Origin of the sequence: Rhizomicrobium electricum, from assembly GCF_011762045.1 — a bacterium.
Lineage (GTDB): Bacteria > Pseudomonadota > Alphaproteobacteria > Micropepsales > Micropepsaceae > Rhizomicrobium > Rhizomicrobium electricum.
Genome location: NZ_JAASQS010000001.1, coordinates 181,490 through 202,168, shown reverse-complemented (window position 1 = coordinate 202,168; position 20,679 = coordinate 181,490). Strand labels below are relative to the sequence as shown.

General features: G+C 63.6%; 17 protein-coding genes. 11 read left to right on the top strand and 6 right to left on the bottom strand.

The features are described 5' to 3' along the window. The first annotated feature begins 76 nt into the window (after positions 1 to 76). Positions 77 to 2,377 (top strand): glycoside hydrolase family 2 protein, encoded by a 2,301-nt coding sequence (locus tag FHS84_RS00955; RefSeq protein ID WP_166929351.1) that lies wholly within the window; start codon positions 77 to 79, stop codon positions 2,375 to 2,377. A gap of 995 nt (positions 2,378 to 3,372) precedes the next feature. Here the strand turns inward: FHS84_RS00955 and FHS84_RS00950 are convergent. Both FHS84_RS00950 and FHS84_RS22005 read right to left on the bottom strand, forming a co-directional pair. Next, positions 3,373 to 6,015 (bottom strand): hypothetical protein, encoded by a 2,643-nt coding sequence (locus FHS84_RS00950; RefSeq protein WP_166929349.1) that lies wholly within the window; start codon positions 6,013 to 6,015, stop codon positions 3,373 to 3,375. A 66-nt stretch (positions 6,016 to 6,081) separates the two neighbouring features. Next, entirely contained in the window at positions 6,082 to 6,216 is a 135-nt protein-coding gene (locus tag FHS84_RS22005) for a hypothetical protein (protein ID WP_279589248.1), read from the bottom strand. A gap of 523 nt (positions 6,217 to 6,739) precedes the next feature. Here FHS84_RS22005 and FHS84_RS00945 point away from each other — a divergent pair. Both FHS84_RS00945 and pyrF read left to right on the top strand, forming a co-directional pair. After that, the gene (locus tag FHS84_RS00945) at positions 6,740 to 7,033 is read left to right on the top strand and encodes an integration host factor subunit beta (protein ID WP_166929347.1); all 294 of its coding nucleotides are present in this window, start codon (positions 6,740 to 6,742) and stop codon (positions 7,031 to 7,033) included. A 668-nt stretch (positions 7,034 to 7,701) separates the two neighbouring features. Next, positions 7,702 to 8,400, top strand: coding sequence for an orotidine-5'-phosphate decarboxylase (gene pyrF / locus FHS84_RS00940; RefSeq protein WP_166930120.1), 699 nt, complete (start codon positions 7,702 to 7,704; stop codon positions 8,398 to 8,400). A gap of 133 nt (positions 8,401 to 8,533) precedes the next feature. Here the strand turns inward: pyrF and FHS84_RS00935 are convergent, their stop codons facing one another. Further along, positions 8,534 to 9,658 (bottom strand): energy transducer TonB, encoded by a 1,125-nt coding sequence (locus FHS84_RS00935; protein WP_166929345.1) that lies wholly within the window; start codon positions 9,656 to 9,658, stop codon positions 8,534 to 8,536. A 442-nt stretch (positions 9,659 to 10,100) separates the two neighbouring features. Here FHS84_RS00935 and FHS84_RS00930 point away from each other — a divergent pair, with 442 nt between their 5' ends. From FHS84_RS00930 to FHS84_RS00905, 6 genes are all read left to right on the top strand, one after another. After that, positions 10,101 to 11,783: a carboxylesterase/lipase family protein gene (locus tag FHS84_RS00930; protein ID WP_166929343.1), complete on the top strand. Its 1,683-nt coding sequence runs from the start codon at positions 10,101 to 10,103 to the stop codon at positions 11,781 to 11,783. A gap of 326 nt (positions 11,784 to 12,109) precedes the next feature. Next, positions 12,110 to 12,784: a phosphoribosylanthranilate isomerase gene (locus FHS84_RS00925; RefSeq protein WP_243850564.1), complete on the top strand. Its 675-nt coding sequence runs from the start codon at positions 12,110 to 12,112 to the stop codon at positions 12,782 to 12,784. Further along, the gene (trpB, locus tag FHS84_RS00920; protein WP_166929341.1) at positions 12,781 to 13,992 is read left to right on the top strand and encodes a tryptophan synthase subunit beta; all 1,212 of its coding nucleotides are present in this window, start codon (positions 12,781 to 12,783) and stop codon (positions 13,990 to 13,992) included. The genes FHS84_RS00925 and trpB overlap by 4 nt, the downstream gene beginning before the upstream one ends. Further along, complete coding sequence (gene trpA / locus FHS84_RS00915) at positions 13,989 to 14,786, top strand: tryptophan synthase subunit alpha (RefSeq protein WP_166929339.1); 798 nt, start codon at positions 13,989 to 13,991, stop codon at positions 14,784 to 14,786. Before trpB ends, trpA begins: the two co-directional genes overlap by 4 nt. A 48-nt stretch (positions 14,787 to 14,834) precedes the next feature. Next, the gene (gene accD, locus FHS84_RS00910; protein ID WP_166929337.1) at positions 14,835 to 15,764 is read left to right on the top strand and encodes an acetyl-CoA carboxylase, carboxyltransferase subunit beta; all 930 of its coding nucleotides are present in this window, start codon (positions 14,835 to 14,837) and stop codon (positions 15,762 to 15,764) included. After that, on the top strand, positions 15,764 to 17,059 hold the full coding sequence (locus FHS84_RS00905; protein WP_166929335.1) for a bifunctional folylpolyglutamate synthase/dihydrofolate synthase: 1,296 nt from the start codon (positions 15,764 to 15,766) through the stop codon (positions 17,057 to 17,059). The genes accD and FHS84_RS00905 overlap by 1 nt, the downstream gene beginning before the upstream one ends. Positions 17,060 to 17,132: 73 nt before the next feature. Here the strand turns inward: FHS84_RS00905 and FHS84_RS00900 are convergent, their stop codons facing one another. From FHS84_RS00900 to FHS84_RS00890, 3 genes are all read right to left on the bottom strand, one after another. Beyond that, positions 17,133 to 17,951 (bottom strand): CPBP family intramembrane glutamic endopeptidase, encoded by an 819-nt coding sequence (locus tag FHS84_RS00900; protein ID WP_166929333.1) that lies wholly within the window; start codon positions 17,949 to 17,951, stop codon positions 17,133 to 17,135. A 66-nt stretch (positions 17,952 to 18,017) separates the two neighbouring features. Further along, positions 18,018 to 18,578 (bottom strand): GIN domain-containing protein, encoded by a 561-nt coding sequence (locus tag FHS84_RS00895; RefSeq protein WP_166929331.1) that lies wholly within the window; start codon positions 18,576 to 18,578, stop codon positions 18,018 to 18,020. 94 nt (positions 18,579 to 18,672) lie between these two features. Further along, on the bottom strand, positions 18,673 to 19,239 hold the full coding sequence (locus FHS84_RS00890; RefSeq protein ID WP_166929329.1) for a GIN domain-containing protein: 567 nt from the start codon (positions 19,237 to 19,239) through the stop codon (positions 18,673 to 18,675). A gap of 254 nt (positions 19,240 to 19,493) precedes the next feature. Between FHS84_RS00890 and FHS84_RS00885 the strand changes: the two genes are divergently transcribed. Together FHS84_RS00885 and FHS84_RS00880 are read left to right on the top strand one after the other, a co-directional pair. Continuing rightward, entirely contained in the window at positions 19,494 to 19,841 is a 348-nt protein-coding gene (locus FHS84_RS00885; protein ID WP_166929327.1) for a hypothetical protein, read from the top strand. 218 nt (positions 19,842 to 20,059) lie between these two features. Next, complete coding sequence (locus FHS84_RS00880) at positions 20,060 to 20,665, top strand: DUF805 domain-containing protein (RefSeq protein WP_166929325.1); 606 nt, start codon at positions 20,060 to 20,062, stop codon at positions 20,663 to 20,665. The last annotated feature ends 14 nt before the right edge of the window (positions 20,666 to 20,679 follow it).

Here is a 20,679-nt window from a genome sequence, read left to right as displayed (position 1 = left end):
GCGGGGCGCAGCGTGTTGTGTTCGTCCGGCATCAATGTACAGTATTTATCATATAAATATATTCGGGAGGCATGGAATGGATCGGCGCGATTTCATCAAGACGGGAACGGCTCTGGCCGGCGCGGCGGCGCTCGGTGCGCAGGCGTTTGCGGCGGCGAAGTCTCAGTCCGCTCCGGCGGGGCGCATCCTGCCGATGAATCGCGGCTGGCGCTTTCTGCCCTCCGTTCCGGCCGGCGGTCACGCGGCGGGTTTCGATGAAACCAGCATGGCCAAAGTGATCGTGCCCCACACCAACAAGGTGCTTCCCTGGCACAATTTCGACGACAAAGAATACGAGTTCGTTTCGCTCTACCGGCGCAAGTTCCGCGTTCCCGCATCGGCGGCGGGCAAGCGCGTCTTTATCGATTTCGAAGGCGCGATGACGGCCACCACCGTTCACGTCAACGGCCAGCGGCTCGGCGAATACAAGGGCGGCTACACGCCGTTCTCGTTCGAAGTGACGGGGCAGGTGAAACCCGGCGAAGAAAACCTTCTGTCGCTCGCAGTGGATGCCACCGAGCGCGCCGACATTCCGCCCTTCGGCAATGTCATCGATTATCTGACGTTCGGCGGGCTCTATCGCGAAGTCGCCTTGCGCATCGTGCCGCAAAGCTTCGTCGCCAACATCGCGGTACGGCCGAAATCGGTGCTGACCGCGCCCGCGCTCGACGTTCTGTGCCTCACCGACAAGGGCAAGTCCGCGCAAAAGCTCGAAGTGCGCCTGGAAGACGGCGGCAAGGTTCTGGCGACGGCCACGAAGGCGGTTGCGGGAGCGGAGACGACGGTGTCCTTCCATAAGCTGCCCAAGATCACGCTGTGGGATCTCGATCGCCCCAAGCTCTACACCGTGCGCGTGCGCCTGATCGAAAACGGGGCGGTGATCGACGAGGACACCCGCGTTTTCGGTTTCCGTCATGCCGAATTCACCGAACACGGCTTCGAGCTCAACGGCAAGCCGGTGAAGCTGCGCGGCCTCAACCGCCATCAGACGTTTCCCTTCGTCGGGCAGGCGATGGCCAAGCGGGCGCAGCGTCACGACGCCTGGATTCTGAAGAACGAGCTGCACATCAACATCGTGCGCACCAGCCATTATCCGCAGTCGCACCATTTCCTCGATGCCTGCGACGAACTCGGGCTTCTGGTGCTGGAGGAAATTCCCGGCTGGCAGCATATCGGCGATGCCGCCTGGAAGGACATCGCGGTCGATAACGTCGAGCGCATGGTTACGCGCGACTGGAACCATCCGTCGATCGCGCTGTGGGGCGTGCGCATCAATGAATCGGCCGACGATCACGACTTCTACACCCGCACCAATGCGCTGGCGCATCTGCTCGATCCCACCCGCCAGACCGGCGGCATCCGCACCGGCGGCAACTATAATTCGGAATTCCTCGAAGACGTCTTCACCATCAACGACTTCGGCTGGCCGCTCAAGCCGCCGCGCCATTCGCGCCAGCTCAACACCGAATTCTGCGGCCACATGTTCCCGACCAAGCCGATCGACAACAACGAGCGGCATACCGAGCATTTCATCCGCCACGCGCGCATGCACGACGCCATGTTGAGCGATCCGCGCTATTCGGGCGCCATCGGCTGGTGCGCCTTCGACTACAACACGCACAACAATTTCGGCTCCGGCGACCGCATCTGCTATCACGGGGTGATGGACATTTTCCGGCTGCCCAAGCCGGCGGCGGCGTTCTACCGCTCCCAGATCGCGCCCGAGAAAGAGATCGTGCTCGAACCGGCGTTCCATTGGGCCATCGGCGACTCGAACGAGCATTTCGATACCGCGATGATCGCATCCAATTGCGAGCGGCTGCGTCTTTATCTGAAGCGTCCGGAGGGCTGGAAGCAGTTCGCCGAGGTCGAGCCCGACCGCAAGCAGTTCCCGCACCTGAAATACGCGCCGTTCACGGTCGACCTCAAACACACCATCGACTGGGACTGGGGCGATCTGAAGATCGAGGGCTATATCGGCGGCGCGTTGAAGATCACCCGCCTGCTTTCCGGCCAAGGCGCGGATCGCGAATTCGTGGTCGCCGCCGACGACAGCGAGCTTACTGCCGACGGCGCCGATGTCACCCGCGTGGTGCTGAAGGTCACCGACGAATTCGGCAATGTGCGGCCGTTCGCCAACGATCCTATCGTGCTGAAACTGGATGGCCCGGCCGATCTCATCGGCGACAATCCGTTCGCACTGTTCGGCGGCGTCGGGGCGGTGTGGATCCGCGCCCGCGAAACCGCAGGCACCGTAACCCTCACCGCCACCCATCCGCGGCTCGGCACCAAAACGGTACTCCTCAAGCTCACCGCCGCGCCGCCGGAAATGGTGTAGCGTCGGGCGTCCACGCGACTTCGCCCTTCCTTTTCTGCCCTCCACGGGCGCAAGGTTTTCATACCGGCACTAAGACCGTGGGGGGAAGTCCCGCCGAAGGCGGGGAAGGGGGGATCGTTTTTGCGCGAAGATAAGCCCCCCTTTGTCCTAGCGCGCTGCGCGCGACTGCGGACACTTCCCCCCGCGTTCTGAGTGCCAACGCAGAAAACTCGTGCGCCCGCGTGGGGCAGAAAAGAATGCGCGGTGCAGAAATGGAGAGCGTGACTCCTCCGCGTACGTTTTCTTCCCTCCACGAGCGCACCCTATCTGTCATCCCCGGCGGAGCTAGCACAGCGCAGCGACGGGAAGGGGACCCAGGAGCCGAAACGCATTCGACGAAGAAGAACGAGCGAAGATCATCACCAGCAGCGTGCCGTTGACACGACCTGGGTTCCCTTCCCCTCGCAGGACGCTGACGCGTCTTGGCTCGGCCGGGAATGACAGCAGGGGAAAACGCTGCGCGCTTCTTCACCAATTCCGTTCATCATTGTGACGCGTTTCATTCGTCCATCTTCCGGAAATTATTGCGGCTGCGTCGCGCAACTAGGTGCAGAAAAATAGTTTTCCTCACGTCTTGAACTGTTGGCACCGCATACCCACATCGAAATGCGGTGTTTGACAATGGAGGACGATCTTCGGCCGATAAGCGCGACCGGAAAAATGGGAGACACTTTTCCGATCCGTCGCGTGGCCTAAACGATCTGCGCAAATACAGGAGTATCGCGCCCGCACGCGCTGCAAAGGCATGACCCCCGCGAGGATACGTAAGTCCGTCTAAGACCGCCAAGGCGGCATCGGCCGTATCGCAAGGCGGTGGGTTTGCCCACGCACTCCGTAGAAAGAGACCAATGCGCCTGTCGATCGCCGCCTGAAAACGGCCTCCGGAGGCGGCGGCGGGCTTGAGGCTGAAGGCGGAATCTTGATTCCGCCTTTGGTATATGGAGCGCAGCCGCGGTTCACCCCGCCCGGATCACCACATACGGCTGGTTCAAGAGCTTGTCGTCGAAGCCGGGAGAAATCCAGGCCCGGCTCGGGGCGGCGCGGAATTCGAAGTAGTATTGCAACGGGTACGGACTATCCGTGTACGCCGCCGGGATTTCGCCATGCCAGCCGTCGGCAGTGGAGGTCATATCGACGGCGACCCAGCGCTCCGCCGCGTTGACGTGCCGGTACCACAGCGTCGCTTTGGTCAGGCCTTCGCGCACCGCGGCGAGCAGCGGCACCGCTTGCCCGCGCGTGAAACCCGCAGGCACAGTGTGCTGCACCGGCAAGGGATCGCGCGCGCGCGTTTCGGCAATAGCAGCGAGACCGGCGGGCGCCTCGGTGACAACGGTCACGCTCGGCAAACGCGCTTCCAGCGCCGCGATATCGGTGTCGATATCCTTCAGCCGGTCGGCCCATTGCCCCCGTTCGGTGAAGCGGTCGCTGATCGACAGATCGGACGCATAGACGCCATGCGCGCGCGCCGCGATCTTCGCCCAGAACCCGCGCGCTTTCTTGTAGTCCGCAATCGCGGCCGCGAGCGTGTTGCGCTCGCTATTGCGGTCGTGCAGCGCCATCGCCGTACCGGCGCGCAACTTGGCGGCGTAGAAGCGGCCGAGCAGGGCGAGGATTTCGGCATCCACTGCAAGGCGTGCGGTCTCGATGCTTTTCGGCACGCCCGCCGCTTTGAGCGCCGCTTCGGTTTCGGCCGCGAAGCCGTCGAGCCACAGCGCCGCTTCCACCGGCGCGTAGCGGCCGCTGCGTTCGCCAAGAAGCTCGCCTGCAAAGTCGCGGCAGGACGAGAACAGTTGCGGGTCGAGCGGCGTCACGTTCTGGAAGGTTTTCGGCGACGGCGTATCGAAGAACAGCGACGACGGTTCGGCTTCGCGCGCCATCGGCATGGTGCCGTCCATTTCCGGCCAATAGAGATCGCACGCCGCCGAGACCGAACTGATCGTCGTCACCAGCGGCAGGATGCGGCTGGCGGCGGCCAGTGCCGTTTCGACGGCCCGCGCTTTGGCGTCCTTGAAGGGGCGTGTCACGGCGTCCGCAGCCGTGTCGGGGGCGTAGGTCATCCGTCCGAAGGCGCGATACCACGCGTCGTATTTCTGCCAGTCGTATTGCGGCTCCATCTGCTCCGGCAGATAACCCGAGCGCCGCGTGCCCGGCACCGCCGTCCCGCGCCGTCCGCGATAGGTCAGGGGCTCCATCAGATCGAAGCCGGTCATGCCGCAGAACTGGAAGGCGCGCCCGTACGCCGCCGCGGCGGCCGCTCCGCCCGAGGCCAGAATGCGCTGGCTGCCGTAGAACACCCGCGTCCGCACCGTGTATTTGCGGTCCTCGGTGAGGAAATCGGCATTGCCGTAGCGCGTGAAGCTGCGCTGGCCTTCGGACAGCGTCATCAGGCCTTTGCCTTCGGCGCCCGCGGCGGGAATTTCGCTCGGCCGGATGTCGGCGGGATGATAGGGCAGGCCGATATGTTCGGCGGCGAATTTCGGCGAGACGTTCACCGGCATCCCGGTCGCCAGCGCGTCGGCCGTCATGCGATTGTCGAGGCCTTTGGCGTGCAGATCGATCTCGATCTTGCGCCCGGCGCCCGCCACGCCCGCAAACACCGTCTTCCAGAAATCGTAGGAGCCCTCGGCCACGCCGCTTTCGCCGTGAATCCGCAGCCCCACGCTCGACACGGCGGGCAATACCTTCAACAGCGCCGTCAGCGCGTCGCGGCAATAGGCGGCGTGATTGTCGGGCGAAAGTCCGGTGACGACGTACTTGGCGTCGGCCGTATTTTTCAGTTCGTAGCCGTGCATCCACAGCCCGAGCTGGAAATCGAGCCCGTAGCTCACGGCCAGATCGCTGATCGCGCGCAGCGCCGCCAGATTGCGGGCGCGTTCGGCGTCGGGAAGATTGGCGACCCGCACATCGTAGCCCGGCACCGCCATCAGGAACGGATAAGCGAACACCAGATAGGGATCGGCGACCGCATCGAGCTTGTCGTAACCGAGACCGAAGGTGAGATCGATGCGGTTGAAGCGGTTCGCCGCCAGCATGGCGAAATAGGGCCCCCACATCGCGCGGTCGTAGAACCACGGCTTGTCGTAGGTCTCGCTGGTGAACTGGCGCATCACGCTGCGCACCGCGTTGGCGGGCTTTTCGATCACCGGCTGGGGAAACTTCAGCGGCGTGCCGTTCGCCACGCGGTCGGCGAGTTCGTAGAGGGCGTACATCAGCCCGCGCGCATCGGCGCCGCACGCCACCACCGCCGGCTTGCCCGCCAGCTTGGTCTCGAACAGTGCCAGGCTTTCCGGTTCCACCGGCTGCGGTACGCGGGCGCCGGCGAGTGCTCCTGCACCCACCGGAAACGTCGCGCTGACCGCCATGATGCAAAGGCCGTTGGCCTGGGCGGGTGTCTGGGCGCGCTGGACCGCAAAACCGGCCTTGGTAAGCGCCTGCTGCAGGGCGTGGGCGGCGCGCAGGACCGGCCGGGCCGAAGCCACCGGGTCATTGCCGTCCAGCACCAGGGTCACCGGAGCGGCCGGTGCGGCGGCGGTAACGAGCGGAGCCGCGGCGACTGCTCCTCCGCGCGACAGGAATGACCGGCGATCGAGCTTGGGCATGGTGCTGCCGCTGTTGGATGGCGAGGGTTATCTACCGCCTCCCGAGCGGCAAAAAAACGGCGGGCCTCAAGGCCGCGTCCGCAGCACCCCGAGCAGGAGAAGTCCGATCAGCACCAGTGTGGATAGCGCCGGCGCATGCATTGGCGTGGAGGCGTTGACGGCGCCAAGGAGCGTCGCGGTAACGAGAAGGATGCTGTGCATGGCAAACCCCCAGTCTGCTAACCATGGTTGTGCAATCGGGGTGCCAGCGATTTTGCGCTACGGCCGGGAACTTGAATTCCGCGTCAGGTTCCGAATCTGTCAACGCGGCTGACAGTTTGGGGGGTGTGACAATCGCGCTCGTCCCGGCTGCCCGGCCCGCCTTACGTGCCCGAATGGATATGGGGCCACGGCCTGCCGCCGACAGCCTTCGAAAGCCGGGTTTTGCCATGGATTGCGGAGATGTTTGGGTTGCCCAAAGAGTATCATTTAAAAACAATAGCTTAACCGCTATCCCGGCGAGGCTGTGCAATTGGAGTGGGAATTGCCGCCGCCGTCCCGCGGAGCGTTAGGCGAGGCCGTTCGCCCGCTCGTCCTGATTCGCGGGTTGTCGCGAGTGTGGTTAAAAAGGGCTGGGATTTCAGTGGCTTCCTGTTGACGGGCGAGCCAACCTCTGACAGGGTTAACCCATGCCGGACCGGTTCGTGGCACCGCCCGCCGCGCCGTTCCTGTCAGGGGCAAGGGGATGATCAAGTCCGAATTGGTTGCACGTCTGACGGCGCGCTATCCGCACTTATATCACCGCGATGTGGAGAGGATCGTTTCGACGGTTCTCGATCAGATCACCAAGGCCTTAGCGGAAGGGCACCGCGTCGAGTTGCGCGGTTTCGGAGCCTTCTCGGTCAAGGTTCGCCCGGCCCGCATGGGGCGCAATCCGCGCACCGGTGAGCCCGTCTCGGTCGACGAAAAACGCGCCCCGTTCTTCCGGACGGGTAAGGAATTGCGCGAGCGCCTCAATATCAACGGCAGCGGATCGTAACGTATCGCCATAATCTCACGGAGCGCTCGGTGGCGACGCTGGGCGCGTTTGCGCGTGCGTTTCTTTCCTCCCCCGCGGAGCAGAGGCTTCGGCCAAGTCGCGCCGCTTGAATGGCGGCGGACGTATCCGCCGAGGGCGGCGGTGGGGTGATCGCCTGGCGCTATGCCGGTCTTCCTCCGCCATGCAAACCTACTCGGCGCCTCCTTCGTTGTTTCAATAGCGGTTCATGTGGAGCACCCGGCGTCGCGGGACGCTATCGCGGAAGCATGAGCGGCGGGTCGCTTTCTCCAACATTCGAAGTGGATGCGCTGTCTCATTGCTTCGTCGTGACGTGCTCGTAATGAACCACGCGCGAGCGTGTATGTGACCATTTCCATCAATCGTTTTTTTGCGCCTTGTGGATGACGCACGCGTCGTTTGACGCTTGCATTCCGCGCTCTATTCATGCACAGGAATGATCTGGGGAGAAGCGGGGCTTCGTCTTGCATGAAGCGCCGGAGAGATCAGTTGCGAATTGTGATTCGTAATACATACCGAGTCGTACACAGATGTATGCTGTGCGTTGTTAATGTTTCGGCTTGCCCCGACTCGCGACTCCCACGCTCGGTTTTTGGCGAGTGAACACCTGATTCTCATCTAAAATCTCAACGACTCAGCAGAAGGTCATGATGCGCTTTCCCAATCCCGTTTTCGTCGCGCTCGACACGCCGGACCTCAACAACGCGCTTTCGCTGGCGCGCGCGGTCAAGCCGTATGTCGGCGGCTTGAAGGTGGGATTGGAGTTCATCACCGCGCTGGGGCCGGATGCGATCCGCCGCGTGGCCGAAATCGGCTTGCCGGTGTTCGCCGACGTCAAATTCCACGACATTCCGAACACCGTGGCGGGGGCTTCACGGGCGATTGCCGGGCTCGGCGTCGCCATGTTCAACGTCCACGCCTCGGGCGGCGAGGCGATGATGCGCGCCGCGGCCGATGCCATCGCGCCGTGGACCCCGCGTCCGCTGTTGATCGCCGTAACGGTGCTGACCAGCCTGGATGATGCCGTGCTGGAGATGGTCGGCCAGCGCGCCCCCGCGTCGGAGCAGGTCGAGCGCCTGGCGGCTCTGGTCAAAAAGAGCGGTCTCGATGGCGTGGTCTGCAGCGCCCACGAACTGGCGACGGTCCGCGCCGCCTGCGGGCCCGATTTCCTCACCATCGTGCCCGGCATCCGTCCGGCCGGCGCCGCGGTCGGCGATCAAAAACGGGTGATGACGCCGAAACAGGCAGTCGCTGCGGGTGCCGACATTCTGGTCATCGGCCGCCCGATCACCGCCGCCCCCGACCCCGCCGAAGCCGCCAAGGCGATTGCGGAAGAGTTGGGGCTATAACCGGCCCCGAGTTCCGCTTCACGCCCATTGCGGCTGCCGTCCGGCTAGGTCCTGGTTGCGCCGTAAAGCGACATCCCCCCGGACACCGGCGTAGACGAGAACGCGCCGACACGGGTCGTGTACCCTGCCAATGTTAGCTAGGTGAATCGTCCATTTCCGCCAGTGTGAAGGTCGCGCCAGGATCGCCGTAGACATCCAGCCTGCACAACGACCAGTCTTTTGGGATATGCCATTCCGCTTTGTCGCTGAACGCGGATTCAAGCAGACGTTCACCGCACCAGATGCTCAAGCGGTCGAGCTTGCCGCTGACCTTCACAAATGTGAAGTTGTGCCGCATCAAGTAGTGTGACCAACTTGGCAGCCCGCTGGCCTTGGCGATGCGTCCCGTCGCTGTCAGCAATTTGTCATTGTGCATTTTTTGGTCGGCCGCCTGCGCCAGCTTGGCGAGCGGATCATCCGCGGCGACGGGTTGGATGGCGTTCAGTACGCTGAAGGCCTGCTTCGCCTCCACCAACTGTCCGGTCTTGGCGTTTATGAGAGCCAACATTCGCCAAAAATTAGGACGCTGCTCCTTGGCCAGATAGCGGTCGCCGATGAGCGCGATGTCATCAAGATATTCACGCGCGCTCAGAAGATCCCCCTGCTGCGCATAGTCGATTGCCAGTTGAAGGGAGACCGTCTCGCGTTCGTAGAAGGTCAGATCGAGCTTTGACAGAACGGGCAGAAGCTTTGCGATCGCATCTGTATGTTTTCCCTCGGCTGAAAGAGCACTGGCCTGGCCGAAAAGGGCAATATCAGAATTGCTTATAGCGTCACTTATATGTGAAACAAAGGGGACCTTGATTTCCCAATTCGGGCGGTCAACCGGCACGCCGCCCCGCGTTGCGGGCTGGTAGCGCCAGTCTTTAACGGATTCCAGCGCCGCTTCCGCGAATTTTGACGCGCCGATCAACCGGACGACCTTCGGATCTTTCAGAATCCCGTCCTTTGTAACGGTCGCCCGCAACAGCACGAGAGCATCCGGCATAGGACCATTTCGCATCCTATCGTCCATCACAAAACCAGTTAGTACGACACCAGGGTATTTCGTCGTGTGCTCATTGTCGGGCTTGGGATCGGTCGCGCTTTTGCAGTCCTTCCCGCAAGACAGAAGCGTTTCGACCACGGGAAGATCACTCTTCTCTTGCGCGATCAGCGGGCTGCTCCATAACAAGCAGGCCAGTGCCGTCATGAGCCCGGAAACAACTCGATACCCCATGCATGCCCCCCGTTTCCGAATTCAATCTGGCATTGTCGCATGATAATTGACAGCGACGCCCGGCCAATAGGGCCTTTGCGCCACAGGCAACATCGGGAAATGGCGTGTTCTTGCGCATCTTCGTCCTTTGCCGAATGACCAGTTTTGGCAGAAGCGGACATTCGTCGTTCGCGGCCACGGCGCGAGAAAACGGCACGCGAAGGCGTAGCGGCGCGGAGGATTTGGGCCGCGGGCGATCCCCAAGCGGCGGGCAGCCCAATGGTCGGCACGTCGTCTCCGCGCCGCCGCGTGAAAATTATTTTCCTTCAATAGCTTAGTCTGTTTCTCCCGCATCGCTTGATTTCCGCATGCACGGCCGTCGGGTTTGCTGCCGGTTCCGGTGATCGACTACGCTTCCGGCACCCTCACGTGCCCGGCACAAGAAGAAGCTCAAGAGGAAATCATGACTGACCCCTTCAGCCGCCGCGTTCTCCTCCGCACTGGTGCCGCCGCTGTCGCCGCGCCCTGGCTTCCGGCGCGCGCGGCCGATGCGCCGTGGTACACGCAAACGGTCGGCCCGGTTGTCGAAGTCGAGACGGAACATGGCCGTCTCCGCGGCGGCCACGGCCGCGGTGCGCTGGCGTTCAAAGGCATTCCCTATGCCGGCTCCGTCTCGGGCAAGAACCGCTTCAAGGCGCCGCCGCCGGTGACGCCGTGGACTGGCGTGCGCGATGCCACTCGCTTGGGCCCGCCGGCGTTGCAGCCTGCCGGCACGAGCTATGGCGAACACGAGCCGGCCTACAGCGAAGATTGCCTGGTGCTGAACGTCTGGACGCCCGCGGTGAAGGACGGCGGCAAGCGTCCGGTGATGGTGTTCTGTCACGGCGGCGGTTTTGAATCCGGCTCCGGCGGACATCGCGTTCAGGATGGCGGCCGTCTGGCCTCCACGTATGATGTCGTGGTGGTCACCATGAACCACCGCCTCGGCTTGCTAGGCTATCTTTATCTCGGCGAGCTGGGCGGGGCCCAATATGCCGATTCCGGCAATCAGGGCATGTTGGATATTGTCGCCTCATTGAATTGGGTGAAGCAGAACATTGCCACCTTTGGCGGCGATCCCGGCAACGTCTTCGTGTTCGGCGAATCCGGCGGCGGCCTCAAGACCTGCACGCTGATGGCCATGCCCACGGCCCACGGACTGTTCCACAAAGCCGGCATCCAGAGCGGCACCATGCTGCGTGGGTACTCGAAGGATATGGCCACCGAAAACGCGCGTCGCGTATTGGCGGGGCTGGACCTTGGTCCCCAGGATGTCGGCAAGCTGGCCGATGTGCCGGCCGACAAGCTCCTTGCCATTCAACTTGCCGGGAGCAAAGGCCCGCTTGGCACGCCGACCAAGGGATGGCTCGCCAGCCATCCCAATCCGCCTTCGCCGTTGTATGACGATTTTGGTCCCGGCGATTGGGGGCCGGTGGTTGACGGCACCGTCCTGCCGCGCGCTCCGTTTGCTCCCGACGCCACACCGCTATCGGCCGACATGCCGCTGCTGATCGGCAATGCGCGCGACGAAGCCACCTTATTCGAAATGGGCAATCCGGACTTCTTCCGGATGGATGACGCGGCGCTGAAGGCTCGGGCGCATCAGGTTCTGGGGCCTCTGACAGACCGTGTGCTCGCCGAATACGAAAAGACACGGCCGAAGGTCACAGCGGTGGAACGTGGCATCGCCATCGAAACCGCGATCCGCATGGGCAATCACACCGTGATCGTCGCCGATCGCAAATCGCAGCAGCCCGCACCGGTCTATCGCTATCGCAACGATTACGAGTCCAATCACCCGATCGCCGGCACCGACTGGACTTTGCGCGCCGGTCACGCCACCGACATTGCGATCACCTTCTACAATTACGACATTCCCGATTTGCAGGGGAACGGACCGGGCCTGGCCGAAGCCTCCAAGGCGATGAGCGGCTATTTCGCCAGCTTCGCGCGCAGCGGCGTGCCCTCGGCGGCGGGCCAGCCGGCGTGGCCGCGCTACGACACCGCCCGCCGTGCCGTGATGTTGCTGAACAGTCAGTGCCGCGTGGCCGACGATCCGGACGGCGAGGAGCGCGCCTTCTGGCAGTCGAGCGCGAAGGCGGGCTGACATCCACGGCAAGCCGTTTCGAGTGCAAAATTGGAGCCGCGCGGAGGCGACCCCGCCCGAATACTCGTGCGGAACGAACGTCCGTGGCTGGAGCAACCCGGTCGTCGCGCGAAAGTCCGGTCTGGGCAAAAACGGACATTTCCAACAGCCGTAATAGGCACCCGGTGGCGCGCAGACGCGGAGGATTTGGGCCGCGGGCGATCCAATCTCTCCAACCGTGGGCAGCCCAATGGTTGGCACGGTCTCTCCGCGCCTCCGCATCTCCGCGTGAAAATTATTTTTCTTCAATAGCTTAGCCTGTTTCTCCCGCATCGCTTGATTTCCGCATGCGCGGCGGCGATAAGCGCCGGGATATGGCGCCTCTCGTGAAAATTTGCGGGATCAACACCGCGTCCGCGGCTGATACGGCCGTGCGGGCGAGGGCCGATTTCTGCGGTCTGGTGTTCCACCCCAAGTCGCCGCGCCACCTCGGTCTCGAGCCGGCGCGGGCGCTGGCCGAGCGCATCCGCGGCCGGGCGCGTCTGGTGACGCTCACCTGCGATCCCGACGACGAGGCCATCGCCGCCATCCTCGCCGCCGTTCGTCCCGAGTTTCTTCAGCTTCACGGCCGCGAGACGGCCGAGCGCGTTGCCGCCATTCATGCCCGCTTCGGCGTGCCGCTGATCAAGGCGTTCCCGATTGCGGAAGCCGCCGACTTCGCGCCTGTCGCCGCCTACGCGCCGTTCGTCGAGATGTTCCTGTTCGACGCCAAAGCGCCTCCCGGTGCCGTTCCCGGCGGCCACGGCGCGGCGTTCGACTGGCAGCTTCTCAAGGGCCGGAGCTTTGCCCGTCCCTGGTTCTTGGCCGGCGGTCTCAAGCCCGACAACGTCGCTCGCGCGATTGCCGCCTGCGATCCGTCCGCCGTCGATGTGTCGTCCGGGGTCGAAACTGCGCCCGGCGTGAAAGATCCCGATCTCATTGCGGCGTTCGTTTCCGCCGCCAGAGGAGGTACCCCCTCGTGAATACGCCTAATTCCTATCGCACCGGTCCCGACAGCGACGGCCATTTCGGCGGTTACGGCGGACGTTTCGTGGCCGAGACCCTGATGCCGCTGATCTTCGAACTCGAACAGGCCTACGAGGCGGCCAAGACCGATCCGGCTTTTCACGAAGAGCTGAAGGGCCTGCTCACGCACTATGTCGGCCGCGAGAGCCCGCTCTATTTCGCCGAGCGTCTCACCGCCCATTGCGGCGGCCCGAAGATCTACTTGAAGCGCGAAGACCTCAATCACACCGGCGCGCACAAGGTGAACAACTGCCTGGGGCAGGTGCTGCTCGCCCGCCGCATGGGCAAGACCCGCATCATCGCCGAGACCGGCGCCGGCATGCACGGCGTGGCGGCGGCAACCGTGTCGGCGCGGTTCGGATTTCCGTGCGTCGTCTACATGGGCGAGGTCGACGTCGAGCGTCAGAAGGCCAACGTCTTCCGCATGCGTCTTCTCGGCGCCGAGGTACGCGCGGTCAAATCCGGCTCGCGCACGCTGAAAGACGCGATGAACGAAGCGATGCGCGACTGGGTCGCCAACGTCAGCGACACCTTCTACATGATCGGCACCGCCGCCGGCCCGCATCCGTATCCCGCCATGGTTCGCGATTTCCAAAGCGTGATCGGCACCGAGACGCGGGCGCAGATTTTGGAACGCGAAGGCCGTCTGCCGGATCTTGTCACCGCCTGCGTCGGCGGCGGCTCCAATGCCATCGGCATGTTCCATCCGTTCCTCGACGATGCCGATGTCGAAATTCACGGCGTCGAAGCGGCGGGCAAGGGCACCGATACGCCGTATCACGCCGCCACATTGTCGAAAGGCATTCCGGGCGTCTTGCATGGCCAGCGCTCCTATCTGTTGCAGGATGACGACGGCCAGGTCTTGGAAGCGCATTCGATTTCCGCCGGTCTCGATTACCCCGGCGTCGGCCCCGAGCATTCCTGGCTGCGCGACACCGGCCGCGTGAAGTATTTCTCGGCCACCGACAAGGAAGCCGTCGACGCCTTCGTGGCGCTGTCGAGGCTGGAAGGCATCATCCCGGCGCTCGAATCCTCGCACGCCATCGCCCATGTGATGCGCGTCGCCAGACAGATGGAAAAAGACAAGCTGATCGTCGCCTGCCTGTCGGGCCGCGGCGACAAGGATGCGAACACGGTCGCGGCCGTGCTGGGAGAGAAGATATGAGCCGCATTGCCGCCCGTTTCGAAGAGCTGAAGAAAGCCAATCGTGCCGCCTTCATTCCGTTCATCACCGCCGGCGATCCCGATGGCGAGACCACCGCCGCGATGCTCGAAAAGCTGCCGGCTGCCGGGGCCGATCTGATCGAGCTTGGCGTGCCGTTTTCCGATCCGATGGCCGATGGTCCGTCGATCCAGGCCGCTTCGCAGCGCGCGTTGAAGGCGGGCATGAGGCTGACCAAGGTGCTCGAGCTGGTGCGCCGGTTCCGCAAGACCGACGCCAAAACGCCGATCGTGCTGATGGGCTACTACAACCCGATTCACAAATACGGCACGGCGCTGTTCGTTAAGGATGCGGTCGAGGCGGGCGTCGACGGGCTCATCACGGTCGATCTGCCGCCGGAAGAGGACGATGTTTTGCGCCTGCCGGCCGCTTCCCACGGGCTTGACATTGTCCGATTGGCCACACCGACCACCAACGACGAACGCCTGAAAACCATTCTGAATGGGGCCGGTGGCTTCCTCTACTATGTTTCGATCACCGGCGTGACCGGAACAAAAAGCTTCGCGGACGACGAAGTTCACGCCGCGGTGGCTAGACTGCAAGCCGCAACCGGGCTTCCTTGCGCCGTCGGTTTCGGAATCAAGACTCCGGAACGGGCTGCGGCCGTGGCGAAGTTCGCCGATGCGGCGGTGGTGGGTTCCGCCATCGTCGATCGCATGGCCTCCGGTGCGAAACTCGAGGACGTGCTGGCCTACTGCACGGAACTCGCGGAGGCGGTGCACGGGGCGCGCATCTGACGAAAGTAAGAGTGGTTGAAACGACCCGGATTGCGTTAGGATAGACCTATGAGCTGGCTCACCAATTTCGTCCGTCCTCGGATCAAAAGCCTGATCGGCGCGGTCAAATCCGCTACCCCCGACAATCTGTGGCGCAAGTGCCCCGCCTGCGGCGAGATGATCTTCCATCGCGATCTGGTCGCGGCGCTGTATGTCTGTCCGCAATGCGGCCACCATATGCGCATCGGCGCGCCCGAGCGTTTCGCGCAAGTTTTCGACAACAACACGTTCGAAGAATTGATCCCGCCGGAAGTGGCGCCAGATCCCTTACGCTTCCGCGACGAGAAGCGTTACACCGACCGTCTGCGCGAAGCCCGTCAGAAGACCGGCCGCATCGATGCCTTGTCGGCGGCGCGCGGCACTCTCGACGGGCTGCCGGTCATGGTGGCGGTGCAGCCGTTCGACTTCATGGGCGGCTCGCTCGGCATGGGCGTCGGCGAGGCGCTCGTCAACGCCATGCAGTCGGCGGTCGACGAAAGCCGTCCGTTCATCCTGTTCGTCGCCTCCGGCGGCGCCCGCATGCAGGAAGGCGTCCTGTCGCTGATGCAGATGCCGCGCGTGACCATCGCGGTCGACATGCTGCGCGATGCCGGCTTGCCGTATGTGGTCGTGCTCACCGATCCCACCACCGGCGGCGTTTCGGCGTCCTATGCCATGCTGGGCGACATTCATATCGCCGAGCCCAATGCGTTGATCGGTTTTGCCGGTCAGCGCGTCACCGCCAACGCCGTGCGCGAGCAGCTTCCCGAAGGCTATCAGCGCGCCGAGTATCTGCTGCAGCACGGCATGATCGACATGGTGGTCAATCGCAAGGAAATGCGCGCCACGCTGTCGAAGGTGCTGCACCTCTTGATGAAGCGGTCGAAGCCGCATGCCGTATTGCCGTTGCCGCCGCGCGTGATCGCGGGCACGGTGGCGCGAGTTCCGGGCGGAGCGTGATGGGCGGCAGCGACATCGTTCTTGAGCGTCTGCTGAAGCTGCATCCCAAGAAGATCGACCTCGTGCTCGACCGCGTGCAGCGGCTGTTGGCGCAGTTGGGCCATCCGGAAAAGCGGTTGCCGCCGGTGATCCATGTCGCCGGCACCAACGGCAAAGGCTCGACCTGCGCCTTCTGCCGCGCCATGCTGGAAGCGCAAGGTCTCAAGGTCCACGTTTATTCGTCGCCGCACCTCGTGTTCTTCCACGAGCGCATCCGTCTCGCCGGCGATCTCATCACCGAAAGCGAACTGGCGGCGCTGCTGGAAGAATGCGAGCGCGTCAACGGCGGCGCGCCGATTACCTTCTTCGAGATCACCACGGCGGCGGCGATCCTGGCGTTCGCGCGCCATAAGGCCGACGCGCTGGTGATGGAAGTGGGGCTTGGCGGCCGCTACGATGCCACCAACGTGCTGGAGCATCCGCGCGCCACGATCATCACGCCGGTCGGGCTCGATCACGCCGAATTCCTCGGCACGGAAATCGCCGACATCGCGGCCGAGAAGGCCGGCATCATCAAGCGCGGCAGTCCCGTGATCATCGGCGCGCAGGAGGATGTGCCGCGCGACGTGATCCTGCGCCGCGCCGATGTGCTGGGCGCGCCCGTCACCGCGTTCGGGCAGGATTTCTTCGCCCATCAGGAACACGGCCGCATGGTCTATCAGGACATGGACGGCCTGCTCGATCTGCCGCTGCCGCGCCTGGTCGGTCGTCATCAGATCGAGAACGCCGCCACGGCGATCGCCGCCTTGCGCGTCACCGATTGGGTCAAGGACGCCGCCATCGAAAAAGGCCTGCGCACGGTCGAATGGCCGGCGCGCATGCAGCGTCTGACCCATGGTCCGTTGATCGACATCGCGCCCAAGGGCGCCGAAGTCTGGCTCGACGGCGGACACAATCCGCATGGTGCCAGCGCCGTCGCGCGCGCCATGGCCGATCTCGAGGAGCGGGCCGAGAAACCGCTCTATCTCATCGCCGGTATGCTGGCGAACAAGGATTCCGTCGGTTTCTTCTCCGCCTTCCGGGGACTGGCGCGCCACGTCGTGACGATCACCATTCCGGGCAACGAGAACAGCCTCGGCGCCGGTGCGCTTTACGACCGCGTCCGCGCCGCCGGCCTCGAAGCCTCGCCGGCCGAGGATGTCGAAGACGCCATGCTGCAGGTCTCAGCCATGGCCCGCATGGACGAAGACACGCCCCGCATCCTGATCTGCGGCTCGCTCTATCTCGCCGGAACGATCCTCGCCGAGAACGGCTAAGCGGACTTTAAATTCGCCTCATGCCGATGGCAGGCACCGCGCGAATTTAAAGTCCAAAGTTGCTTTAGCGGGATCAGTGCAGCATCGCTTGATAGATCGGCAGGATCACCGCCACGTCGGCGCCGGCATGGAACAGGACCGAGCCCCAGAGGCTTTTCGATTTCTGCATCAAGAGGCCCCACATCAGGCCGAGCGCGAACACGAAGGCCATGAAGCCGAACACCTGCGCGGTGTAGGTGACCTGCATATGCGCCAGCGCGAACACCAGCGTGGTGGCGAAAAGCGCCGTCCATGGCCCGGTCAGTGCTTCGGCGCGTTTGAGCAGAAGGCCGCGGAACAACAGCTCTTCCATGAAGGCGTTCGACAGGGCGAACAGGATCGCGGCCGGCGCCAGCACCTTCAGCCCGGCGAAGCTCGCCGCCTTGAAGAACGGTCCGCCCGGCAGAAAGGTGAGGCCGATGAAGACGAGGAATCCCAACACGCCCAGTCCGAGGCCGAGTAGCAGCCGGCCTTTGCTCAGATACAGCGTATCGAGGCGCTGACCGCTCGCCAGCGTCAGGATGAGGACGGTCGCCGTGATCAGCGCGGCCTGCACGCATTTCGCCGCCGCATTGGAAAAGGGCGTGAAGCCGAGCGCAAGCCACTTGGTGATCGGCTCCTCGCCGTACCACGCGACGGTCAATCCGGCGGCGATGGCGAAGTAGGCGAAGAAGATCGGCCGGTAGGCGGCGGCGGAGCCTCGGGCCGTCAGCCACAACGATCCCAGCGCGATGATGAGGCCGACACGAATGGCGATCGTCGATGGGCCGGAGATCGTGCCGGCGAACGTCATCGTCAGGCCGAACGTCACCGCGCCGATGAGAATCAAAATCAGTGTGCGAACGAATTTCATCCCAGCCCCCGCTGCGAAATTGCGCGGGGGAGTTTGCACGCTGCATCGGGCTTGCGCCAGTCGGCTTTATTCGCGGCTGATCGCGCCGCCGCCGTGCACCTGGGACGTGACGTGGGGCGGATTGCCGGCGTAGGAAATGGCGCCGCCGCCGTGCGCTTCGGCGTTGATGGTTTGAAGCGCCTTGACCTTGATGGCGCCGCCGCCGTGGGCGCTGGCGTTCACCGTATCGGCCGGGACGGCGCGGGCGTCGATGGCGCCGCCGCCGTGGGCTTCCACATTCAGCGAGGGCACTTTGGGGAAGTCGCCGACGGCCTTGATCGAACCGCCGCCGTGCGCATCCATGTTGTCGATCTTGGGCGACACGATTTCGACTTCGAGCGTCTGGCTTTTCCAGCACCAGTCCTTGCACGGGCTGATGTCGAGCGTGTTGCCGGTCATGTGCAGATAGGCTTTGGAAACGTCGCCTTTGACGATGGTCACGCGCTGCACCGTGCCGTGATGCAACACGACCTTGGCGCCGCCGTGGGCGCTGACGCCGGTGAAGACCGGAAAATTCATGTCGGTTCCGGCGAGCGCCGCGCCGGACAGCAGCAGGGCGGCGGCAGTGGCGGCAACAAGGCGGATCATGGACGTCTCCTTCGAAAAAAGCGGCCGGGAGCTTACCACCGCTCCCGGATCAGTTTGTATTGATAACGATCGCACGGGCGCTTGCGCGCTCCGCTTACTGCTTATGGATGGAACCGCCGCCGTGGGTCTGGGAGGAAATGTGGGGCGGGTTGCCGGTGTAGGTCAGGTCGCCGCCGCCGTGGACCTCGGCATTGATGCTCGAGATCGCATTCACGTAAGCGTCGCCGCCGCCGTGAACGTTGGCGGTCACGGAATCGGCCGGGATGGCGCGGCAATCGAGATCGCCGCCGCCGTGGACATCGGCGCGCAATGTCGGCTGCTTGGGAAAGTCGCCGACGGCTTTCAGTTCGCCGCCGCCATGGATTTCGAAGTTCTCGATCTTGGGCGACACGATTTCCACTTCGAGCGGATTCGAGCCCCAGCACGAAAGCCATTTCTTGCACGGACTGATGTCGAGCGTGTTGCCGGACATGTGCAGATCGATCTTGGACATGTCGCCCTTGATGACGGTGACGCGTTGTACCGGGCCGTGGCGCAGCACGACGCTGCCGCCGCCATGCACGTTGATGCCGGTGAAGGTCGGAAAATTCATGTCGGTGCCGGCGAGGGCGGCTCCGGTGAGGAGGGCGAGGGTGGCAGCAGCGGCGACAACGCGGATCATGGAAATCTCCCTGAGAAAACTTCCGGGAATATGGGAGCTTTCCGCCGCTTCTTCACTAGTTTGCGGCCATCGCATTTCCGGGGGCGCGGCATGAGACGAGGGCACACATCGCCGTCAGTCCGGTACGGCACTCTGCAACCAAACATTTGGAAATTGGTAATGCTCGCGAAATTTGCGAAAAATAGGACTATTAACCTTGAAACCGGTCATGTGACTACCCATCTCCCCAGGGAAGGCTATTCCCAAGGAGACACATGATCGAAACCTCACCCAATCCCGTCGCTCGCGCTACTGAGATGCTCGTCGAGGAAATGGAAGCGGCCCACGCCGCTTTCGTGCGAATACAGCGGCACATCGAGAAAAGGACCGAAATCGACGGCTATTACGTCGACCGCTGGATGTCGGCGGCCCGCCTGATGGCGCTTCAGGTCGCGGCGGCGAATGCGCTTAACCACCTGTCCGGCCAGCGCGATGGCTTTACGTTCACCTACATCCACCAGGGTCCCCCCTCGCGCGGAAACGTGAAAACGAATGTACCGGTGAGACCGGCTCTCAATGACCAGACGGCGGAGACGGATGCCGAGACCGAAGACCAGCCGTAAGCGCGGCGGTCAGCCGGGCAACCGCAATGCCGTGAAATCCGGCCGCTACACCGCCGAGGTCCGGGCGCTCCTGCGCGACTGCCGGGAGCATGCCCGCCGGTTGAAATTTGCGATCGCTTACGCCCGTCACGTGTTGGCGGATGTGTCGCGGGGTCACGTTCCCGTCGCCGTGCAGCGGGATGATGCTACCGCTTACAAAGTGGGCAATGGGGGACTTCATGAGTGCACGACATTACCTGTTCGGGTTTTCGGGTCGTATCAACCGGGCCAAGATCTGGCTCTGGGTGCTTTTCGCCATCATCGCGGCCATTGTTGCGATCGTGATCGCGTGCCTTGGACTGGATTGGTCGGCGACAATCGCCGCGCTCAAGGCGCAGCACGGCCAAGCGGTCGTCGATTGGAGCAAGGTCCCGAAGCCGGCCTGCAAGGGCACAGTTACGCTGGTGGCGATGATCGCCGTCGGACTGATCTACGTCGCCTACCTGTGGTCGAAGCTGGCGGTCTATTCCAAGCGCCTGCACGACCGCGGCCGCAGCGCGTGGTGGCTCGTTCTTTATCTCGGTCTGCCGTTGGTGCTGATGGGATACGCCTGCTACGTCACGGCGGCGCCCTGCATGATGGCCGGCATGGCGGCGATGAAGCACGGCAGCCTGCCGAGCTTGATTGCGCATTGGGTGTCGGTCCTGATCGGGCTGTGGGTGTTCATCGACCTGTTCTGCCTCAAGGGCACCAAGGGCGCGAACAAGTACGGCGCCGATCCGCTCGAGCCGAACTGGTGCGATCCGGAGAAGCCGGCAAAGGGCTGCGTGCCGAAGCCCGAATAGGCGCAACGGCCCAC